Genomic DNA, 9,730 nt, shown 5'->3' on the forward strand with positions numbered 1-9,730 from the left:
TAAAGCTTTTTTAGAAAGAGCTCTAATTGATGGTTTTTTCTCTTTTATTAAACTCATTATTAACACAATTAAAATTTCTTTTATCTTTTTTCTTAAAGAAAAATCTGGTAGAATATTAATGACCATAGTTTTCACCTCCCGGGGTTTGGATGTTATCTCTTTCTAATCTAATTCTAACCCTGGGAGGTTTTTCTTTTCAAAAACTGATTACAGGTCAGTAATATTTGGAAAATTTTATGATATAATAGTTTCAAATTTGCAAATTCTACAAAGGAGGTTAAAGAAATGGGCGTTGATCTAAAAAAAGGATTTCTTGAAGAGAAAATTGATGAGAAAACTTTAGAATATCTTAAAAAATTAGCTCATAAATGCAGAGGAGATATTCTAAAGATGACTACCCTTGCTGGATCTGGACATCCAGGAGGATCCATGTCCTCTATTGAAATGTATCTTACTCTTTACTATTTTGCAAATGTGAATCCTCAAAACCCTAAGGACCCTAATAGAGATAGGATCATTATTAGCCATGGGCATACCTCTCCTGGTGTTTACTCTGCTCTTGGGAATTTGGGATTTTTCGATATTGATAAAGCAATTGCGTATTTTAGATTGGCAGGAAGCATTTTTGAAGGACATGTAGAAAGATATGTTCCTGGGGTAGAGTGGAGCACTGGAAATCTTGGACAGGGACTTTCTGCAGGATGCGGTATGGCTCTTTCCGCAAGACTTACGAATAGAAACTTCCATGTCTTTGTAGTTATGGGAGATGGAGAACAACAAAAAGGGCAGATTTCAGAAGCAAGAAGGTTTGCAGTGAAATATAATTTATCTAATTTAACAGTACTTATTGATTATAATAAGTTACAGCTTTCAGGATCATTGTCATCTATTATGCCACAAAACATTAAAGAGAATTATCTTTCCGATGGATGGGAAGTTATAGAGGTAGATGGACATGATTTTCAAGATATTTATCAAGGGATAAGAAAAGCAATAAACGATGGAAAACCTACAGCTATAATTGCCCATACTGTTATGGGTAAAGGTGTGTCATTTATGGAAAATAAGTTTGAATTTCATGGGAGAGCATTAAAGCCTGATGAATACAAAAAGGCTTTAGAAGAGTTAGGTATTGAAGATGATTTAGAAAAGTATAAGAAGATGAGAGAGGAGTTTAAGCCTGAAGGAAAACATCATGTAGAAATAGAGCACGTAAATATAGATACGGGAGAGCCATTTACCTATACTCCTGATATGAAAACAGATAACAGGTCAGCCTTTGGAAAAGCTTTGAGAAATCTTGCAGAACTAAATATTGGGAAAGAGGGGAGAACTCCTATCGCCGTTTTAGATTGTGATTTGGTAGAATCGGTAAGAACCCATGAATTTGAAAAGGTAGCTCCAAATAACTTTTTTGAGGGAGGAATTCAAGAGCACAATACGGCAACAATAGCAGGTGCCTTGTCAACTCAAGGAGTTCTAACCTTCTTTGCAGACTTTGGAGTATTTGGAGTAGACGAAACTTATAATCAGCATAGATTAAATGATATAAACTATACAAACCTAAAGTTGATAGTAACCCATTGTGGACTCGATGTGGGAGAGGATGGAAAAACCCATCAATGTATAGACTACATTGGGACTTTTAGAAATCTTTTTGGTTTTAAAATAATAGTGCCTGCAGATCCTAATCAGACAGACAGAGTTATAAGATATGTGGCAAAAGAAAAAGGAAACTTTTTAGTTGCCATGGGAAGATCTGTTGTTCCAATAATTACTGATGAGAAAGGAAATCCTTTCTTTGGAGGAGATTATAAATTTGTTTATGGAAAGATGGATAAGGTAAGAGATGGAGATAAGGGAGCAATAATAAGCATGGGAAGTATGTTGCATAGGGCAGTTCAAGCCTGGGAAAAACTAAAGGAGATGGGCATACATGTTAAAGTTTTCAATTTCTCATGTCCTAATGAGATAGATTGGGACTCTTTAAGGGAAGCTATAAGTACGGGATTAATAATTACTTATGAGGATCATAATGTAAATACAGGTATTGGAAGCGTAATTGGAAATGCAATTGCGGAAAGCGGATTTTCCGTTAAATTTAAGAGATTAGGGGTTAAAGAGTACGGCGCATCTGGAAAACCTGATGCATTATATAAACTACAAGGTTTGGATGTAGATTCTTTAGTTAAAGAAGTACTCTCTTTAATCTCCCGCTAAGAAAAAAGAAGGGTAATAGGGGATTTTTCCTATTACCCTTCTTATCTTCTAAAAATCTTTTCTCCAGTATTTGGCCAGATAACCTTTTCCTCTTGGAGCAGATTGAATGCGGATATTTCGAGTTTTTCTGCGAAGGTCTCTTCTCCTCTATCTCTTATCTCTCTTAAGATTTTAGCAAAAAGCCTTTCTATCTCTTGGGCTAAGTAAAAGGTCTCTTCTTGAGACTCTACCTTACAGGTCCAATTCTTTTTATCAAAGGATATTTTTAGAGAGCCGTAATTATTTTCTAAAGGAAGAAGTAGAAGCTCCGTGGTACTTGTTCCCCATCTCTCCACTAATGCTTTAGCTACATTGGTAAGAACTTTCTGAGCAAAGTTGATAATTCTCTTTCTCTCTTCCTTCTCCCATTCCTCGAAGTAATCAACAAGAGGAATATTTTCTAAGGCATAAACATTAAGATATCCTTTAGGGGGAAGGACTCCAGGAATTATATTTAATGGATTTCCTTTTTGAAAGAGCCAGTATCTTGTTTCTGTAGGACTCTCGTAAAAAACAACTCCACTAAACTCTCTCTTTTGAAGTAGTGCAAAAAATCTACTTGGAATTATTGTATCTACATCCAACTGAACATATATAGGTTTACCAATATATTTTCCTGCTATTGCAATAATTAGAGGTTTATCCACTGCATAAAAGCTAACTTTTCCAACGCCCGCATATATTTGTTGTACTAAAAGGTTTATACTGGTCAAATCATCATAATCCGGTATATTTAGAACCTTTGCAAGAAAAGCCTTGCCTTGGTAGATTAGGACTATTATTCTGATTTTATCGTCGTAATAGTAAAGTACTCCTGTGGATCTTTCTCTCTGTAGCCTCTTTAAGAACCTATCAAAATTTAAAAGGTACGATGGGAGATCACCGAATTCCAAAGCCTTTTTATCAAGGAGTTTTATAATATCTTCCATAACAACTCCCCTTATAAGTTTATCTTAATGTAATTTTAACATGAAAATTAAAATTTTTTCAAGTTTTTAATTTAAGGTTTTAAGATTATTTTTATAGAATTTTCTCCATTATGAACTAATTCTATTCCTTCCTGGAAATTCTGGAGAGGGAGAATATGGGTAACTATTGAATCTACTTTGACCTTTCCTTCTTCTAAATACCTTATTGCCTTTGGATAACAAAAAGGACCTAAATGGGCTCCATATATGTTTAGTTCTTTTACGTCTCCAATTATAGACCAATCCACGCAAGTAGGTTCTGCATGTACCCCAAACTCTACAAAAGTGCCTAATTTTCTTATCATCTTTAAACCTTGAATAACTGCAGATTTTGAACCACTTGCCTCTATGTACACATCACATCCATAACCCTCAGTAAGATCTAAAACCTTTTTCACTACATCCTCTTCTAAAGGATTAATAACTATATCTGCTCCTAAATTTTTTGCAATTTCTAATCTATTTTGTTTTAGATCTATGGCTATAAGAAGTCCTGGACCTTTCATTTTTGCTATCTGAAGCATGAAGAGACCAATTGGTCCCATACCCGCAATTACTACTACATCATTTAGTTGAATATTTGCTCTTTCCACAGCATGAATAGCACATGCAAGAGGCTCAATAGTTGCAGCATACTCAGGTTTGATGGAGTATGGTACTTTATGGATGATAGAGTTTGCAGGATACTTCATATATTCTGCCCAAGATCCTTCTGCCCTATCTTTTATGAATCCGAAAATGTCGTGTTGTTGACACATCCAATATTTTCCTTCTTTGCAAAATCTACATTTACCACAAGGGATAATCTGCTCAGCTATTGCCCAATCTCCAATATCAATACCATGTTTTTCTTTTGCCCCTTCTCCTAATGCAACTACTTCACCTATAAACTCGTGTCCAGGAATCACTGGTGTTTGGATATAGGGAGGAATATCTTCTGAGCCCCAAACTCTATGCCCATAGTAAGTTTTAACATCACTTGCACATATACCAGTAGCAAGAACTTTTACTAAAACTTCTTCTCTGCCAATTTTAGGAACTGGTCTCTCCTCAAGTCGATAGTCTTTAGGACCATAAACTACAACAGCCTTCATTTTATCAGGTAAATTCATAAAAAGGGACATTAGAAAGCAACTCCACAAACAAGAATTATATTAGCATATGGAGTAAATTCAGCAGATCTTACTATTCCTTTTGCATTTTTGCTTATCTCTTTAAATTTTGTATGGGATACAAACTCTATAGGTGTATTTCCAATTATTTCTTTAATTTTTTCTAAAAGTTCAGGACTAGTTTTTTCAATTTCTTCTGCAAGTATTACTTTTTCTATAACTATTTCTTCATAAATTGCTTTTAAAATATCTAGAAATCTCGGTATATTTTTGACTAAGGTTAAATCTATTCTTTTTACATCTTTAGGAATTGGAAAACCTGCATCACAAATAACTAGCAAATCAGTGTGTCCTAAAGATGATAAAACCGCAATTAATTCTGGATTTAATATTCCACCTTTTTTCATAAATTTACCCCCTTATCTAAATTTATTTAGCAAATTTAACTCCTCGAGCTAAAGATGTAGCTGCTATTGCTAATACTAAGCCTCGAGCTATGTATTGATAGAAAGGAGGAACTTGTAATAGATTTAAAATATTACCCAAAATAGTCATAATTAAAGCGCCCATAAATGTTCCTATTAAAGAGCCAATTCCACCTACAAAGCTTATACCTCCAAGTACTGATGAAGCAATGGCATCTAATTCATAACCTTCCCCAGCAATAGGATATGCAGAATCTAATCTTGCAGTAAGCATTATACCTCCCAATGATGCACAAAATCCTGAAAATGCAAAAACAAAGATTTTTACTTTATCTGCTTTAATTCCAGAATATCTTAGAGCTTCCTCATTTCCCCCTAAAGCGTATATATATCTTCCTAATCTTGTTTTAGAGAGAATGAATTGACCTAAAATATAAATAAATATCATTATAAAAGTTAGTCCAGAAATAGGACCAAAATATTTTGCTATTATTCTAAAGGATGGAGGAAAAAGGGAAATAGGGGAACCACCAGTGATTATTAATGCCCCACCTCTTGCAATTGCCATCATGGATAGTGTAGCTACAAAAGATGGAATTTTTACTTTTGTTACTAAAAATCCATTAATCAGACCTGCGCTTATCCCTACGAGTAGTGCTAAGATTATAGAAAGGAAAGGATGTATATTCAAAAATTTCATTAGATAGGCTACTACCGCTCCTGAAAGTGCAAGAACCGAACCAGGAGAAAGATCTATTCCACCTACGAGAATTACAAAAGTTTCACCAGCTGCTAAAACGGCTATTACAGCTACTTGAGCTAATATATTTCTAAGATTTATAATTGTAAAAAAATATGGGGAAAGAATGGTGGAAACTATAATGAGTCCTAACAAGGCAAAAAAAGGAAAGATTTCTCTTCTTTCAGAAATCCACTCCCATTTATCTTTTGTGATCATACTTTTGCCTCCTTTTCCAAACCCATTGCCAAGTATAAAATATTTTCTCTTGTGGCCTTATTTTTAGGTAGAATCCCTTTTGGTTCTCCCTTATAAAGAATTAAAATTCTATTAGCTAAATTCAATACCTCCTCTATTTCTGAAGAAAAAAGTAATATAGAGATGCCTTTTTGAGAAAGTTCTAAAAGTAACTTTCTTATCTCAGCTTTTGCTCCTACATCAATTCCTCGTGTTGGCTCATCTACTATTAGGATTTTTGGATTAGTAGCTAACCACTTTGCTAAGACTACTTTCTGTTGGTTTCCACCACTAAGATTCTCTACTTTTTGTTTTAAAGTAGGTGTTATTATCTTTAGCTGTTCTATCCACTTTTTAGCTACTTCTATTTCTTTTTTAGAATCAATTATAAAATTCCACCAACAGATTTGGGATAAACTTGGAAGAGTAATATTTTGAGCGACATTCATTTGTCCGATAAGTCCTTGTTGTCTTCTATTCTCTGGAACTAATCCTATGCCAAGATTCAATGCATCATATGGACTTTTTATTTCTACTCTTTTATTTTCTATCCATATTTCCCCACTATCTTTTTTTTCTATACCCCATAACACCCTCGCAATTTCAGTTTTTCCAGCCCCTAAAAGACCTGTTATCCCTAAAATCTCTCCTTTGTAAAGGTTAAAGCATAAATTTTTTACTTTGACAAAAGCGGAAGAAATATTCAGATTTTCAACTCTCATTATTTCTTCTTTAGATAATGTCTCATGAAAGGAAGTATATAAAGTATCAAATGTTTTTCCCGTTATTAGTTGGACTACATAAGAGGGGGAAGTTTTATTTGTTTCTAACGTTGCAATTTTATGACCATCTCTTAATACTGTGATTTTATCAGAAATTTCAAATACTTCATCTAGTCTATGACTTATGTATAAAATTGTGATACCTTGCTTTTTCAGGGATCTGATCACATCAAAAAGTTTAGAAATCTCTGTAATAGTTAATGCAGAGGTAGGTTCATCCATAATAATTATTTTAGCTTTTTTAGAGATAGCTTTTGCTATTTCAACCTTCTGCTGTTCTCCTATACTTAAACGAGAAACCTTAATCCGGGGAGATATATCTCCCCCTAAAAGTTCAAGGATTTTTTCTGCTTCTTTGAAAATGCTTTCAAAATTTATTGTTTTTAAATAAGAGTTATTAGAATCATGTTCGATAAATATATTTTCCGCTACACTAAGATTAGGATAAAGCATTAATTCCTGATGAATCATCACTATTCCTAATTTGTTTGCTATGGTAGGATTTAAGTTCTCAATCTTTTTTCCCTCCAAATAAATTTCCCCACTATCATTTGGAATAATTCCTGCTATAATTTTCATTAAAGTAGATTTTCCAGCCCCATTTTCTCCAACAATTGCATGAACTTCCCCCTTCTCTATTTCTAAAGATACATCTGATAATGCTTTCACTCCTGGAAAGCTTTTATTTATTTTTTCTAACTTCAAAATTATCATATATTTACCTCCATAAAAAGGGGTAGGGAATTTTATCCCTACCCCTTGAAATTTTACCTTTTGCTTCCAGGAATAGGTACAGGAGTTTTAACTATTTCGTTTAGTTTTCCCACATTTTCCTTTGTTACAACCATAACTGGGGTCCCTAAAAGTTTTGCTCCAGTAGGTGCATAGGTTGGAGTATCCTTTGGAGGAGTCCATCTTAGCTTTTTATATTGATATGCTGCATCTACACCCCAATAACCCATAATATAAGGAGCTTGAGCCACTGTTGCAGCAAACTCACCTCTTTTTACCGCTTCTACAGCATCAGTTATTGCATCAAAACCTACTATAATCACTCCATCAGGGAATCCTATTTTGTATCCTGCTGATTTTAAAGCTTCTAAAGCCCCTAAGGCCATCTCATCGTTGGCTGCAATAACTGCATCAATCTTTTTCTCTCGTGCAATAATATCCTCCATAACTTTTAGACCTGTTGCCCTATCAAATCTTGCAGTTAGATCCGCTACGATTTTAATGTTTCCTGCATCTATGTATGGTTTTAATGCATTCTTAAATCCTTTTTCTCTTTCAATTGCAGAAGATGCGCCAGGAAGTCCTTCAAGAATTACTACATTATATGGCATTGATCTTTTTGTAGCTGTTAATAATTCCCAAAGCTTCTTTCCGCCAAGCTCAGCAGCTTTTACATTATCTGTCCCTATATAGCAAACTCTATCTCCTCCTACAACATCTCTATCTAAGGTAAATACAGGTATTTTAGCTTCATTTGCTTTCTTAACAGCAGAAACTAATCCCTCCGCTGTTATAGGATTTAGAAGTATAGCATCAAATCTCATAGTAATTGCATCTTCAATTTGCTTTGTTTGAAGTTCTACATCATTTCTTGCATCAAAAGTAGCAAGAGCAACATCGAGTTTTCTTGCCGCATCTTCTGCTCCATCCTTCATATCTAAGAAGAAAGGATGTGCCAAACTACAAATAAATAATCCAAACCTTAAACGTCGTTGAGCAGTTCCTAAAGAAACGAGTAAACTTAAAATTAATAAGAGAGAAAGTATTTTTGTAAATTTTTTCATTAAAGAACCCCCCTTTAACTAAATTTATTTATGGGAAAGTTTAATAATATTGGGTAACCTTTTTGGAAGAAGATTAACACCTCCTTTCTTTATACTTACCCTTTTTTACATCCACAAGATTCTCTTATGACTAAGGTATTTTTTAAAACTATTTGTCTTCTCTTATTTGAGTATGGCAACTCCTCTTTTATAAGTTTTAATAATCTCTTCATAGCATATGCTCCTAGTTTATAAGTTGGTTGAGAAACTGCTGTTAAAGGTGGTGATAAGTGTTGAAACCATGGAAAGTCATCAAAAGTGATCACAGCAATATCTTCAGGTATTTTTAATCCACATTCTTTTATTGCTGTGTACACTCCTAAAGCAATTAAATAATTTCCTGCAAAAATAGCCTTAGGAGGATTTTTCATTTTTATTAACTCCTTCATATTTTTATATCCGCTATCTTCCTTAAATTCTCCAATCTTTATAAGATTTTCATCATATGGAATTTTATACTTTTTAAGGGCAAGTTTGTAACCTTCTAATCTTTCTAAACTTGTCGTTATATTTATAGGACCTGTAATAAAACCTATTCGAGTATAACCTGTTTCAATAAAATGCTTTGTTGCCTCAAAAGCTCCTCTCTTATTATCTGTGATTATAGTATCAAAATTGGAACCCTCTACTTTTCTATCTACTAAAACCACAGGGATTCCTTCTCTCTCTAAGGCAGAGAAATGTTCTTTATTTTCACCTGTTGTGGCTATAATCATACCATCAACTTTTTTAGCTCTTAATACATCTATATAAACCCCTTCTTTTTTTGGATTCTCATCAGCATTACAAAGAATAATATTAAAATTATTCTTCATTGCTACATCCTCTATTCCTCTAACCACGGAAGTAAAAAATGGATTTAGTATATTAGAAATAATTACTCCTATAGTATATGTTTTCTTCTTCTTTAAACTTGCTGCTAAAATATTAGGGTGATATCCTAACTCTTTTGCTATCTTTTTTACTTTTCTCTTCAATATGGGATTAACGTTTCCTTTATTGTTAAGAACTCTGGAAACTGTACTTTTTGATACCCCTGCTTTTAAAGCAATATCTTTTAAGGTCACCATCTTTTAAATCGGTTTCTAATTTTGAAATCGGTCTCTCAAATAAGATGATAAATCCATTTAAAAAAATTGTCAAGTATTCGTGGGAGCTGACCTGTAATCAGTTTTTGAAAAGAAAAACCTCCCAGGGTTAGAATTAGATTAGAAAGAGATAACATCCAAACCCCGGGAGGTGAAAACTATGGTCATTAATATTCTACCAGATTTTTCTTTAAGAAAAAAGATAAAAGAAATTTTAATTGTGTTAATAATGAGTTTAATAAAAGAGAAAAAACCATCAATTAGAGCTCTTTCTAAAAAAGCTTT

The 9,730-nt window shown here is 33.5% G+C and carries 8 protein-coding genes; 1 reads left to right on the forward strand and 7 read right to left on the reverse strand.

Features of this window, described 5'->3' with window-relative positions:
- The first annotated feature begins 285 nt into the window (after positions 1–285).
- On the forward strand, positions 286–2,220 hold the full coding sequence (locus CBR30_09520; protein PMQ00744.1) for a transketolase: 1,935 nt from the start codon (positions 286–288) through the stop codon (positions 2,218–2,220).
- Positions 2,221–2,261: 41 nt separating this feature from the next.
- On the opposite strand, the gene CBR30_09525 is transcribed toward CBR30_09520, so the two are convergent.
- The 7 genes from CBR30_09525 to CBR30_09555 all read right to left on the reverse strand — a co-directional run bounded on the left by CBR30_09525 (position 2,262) and on the right by CBR30_09555 (position 9,427).
- Entirely contained in the window at positions 2,262–3,188 is a 927-nt protein-coding gene (locus tag CBR30_09525) for a hypothetical protein (protein ID PMQ00745.1), read from the reverse strand.
- A gap of 71 nt (positions 3,189–3,259) precedes the next feature.
- Positions 3,260–4,351 (reverse strand): erythritol/L-threitol dehydrogenase, encoded by a 1,092-nt coding sequence (locus CBR30_09530; GenBank protein ID PMQ00746.1) that lies wholly within the window; start codon positions 4,349–4,351, stop codon positions 3,260–3,262.
- Positions 4,351–4,746 (reverse strand): D-ribose pyranase, encoded by a 396-nt coding sequence (locus tag CBR30_09535; protein ID PMQ00747.1) that lies wholly within the window; start codon positions 4,744–4,746, stop codon positions 4,351–4,353. Before CBR30_09535 ends, CBR30_09530 begins: the two co-directional genes overlap by 1 nt.
- Positions 4,747–4,768: 22 nt before the next feature.
- Positions 4,769–5,722, reverse strand: coding sequence for a ribose ABC transporter permease (locus tag CBR30_09540; GenBank protein ID PMQ00748.1), 954 nt, complete (start codon positions 5,720–5,722; stop codon positions 4,769–4,771).
- Positions 5,719–7,236 carry a D-xylose ABC transporter ATP-binding protein gene (locus CBR30_09545; GenBank protein ID PMQ00749.1) on the reverse strand — a complete coding sequence of 506 codons (1,518 nt, stop codon included), beginning with the start codon at positions 7,234–7,236 and terminating at the stop codon, positions 5,719–5,721. The genes CBR30_09540 and CBR30_09545 overlap by 4 nt, the downstream gene beginning before the upstream one ends.
- Positions 7,237–7,289: 53 nt before the next feature.
- Positions 7,290–8,318 (reverse strand): D-ribose ABC transporter substrate-binding protein, encoded by a 1,029-nt coding sequence (locus tag CBR30_09550; GenBank protein ID PMQ00750.1) that lies wholly within the window; start codon positions 8,316–8,318, stop codon positions 7,290–7,292.
- A 95-nt stretch (positions 8,319–8,413) separates the two neighbouring features.
- Positions 8,414–9,427 carry a LacI family transcriptional regulator gene (locus tag CBR30_09555; GenBank protein ID PMQ00751.1) on the reverse strand — a complete coding sequence of 338 codons (1,014 nt, stop codon included), beginning with the start codon at positions 9,425–9,427 and terminating at the stop codon, positions 8,414–8,416.
- Positions 9,428–9,730: the final 303 nt, after the last annotated feature.

Origin of the sequence: Dictyoglomus sp. NZ13-RE01 (assembly GCA_002878375.1) — a bacterium.
Lineage (GTDB): Bacteria > Dictyoglomota > Dictyoglomia > Dictyoglomales > Dictyoglomaceae > NZ13-RE01.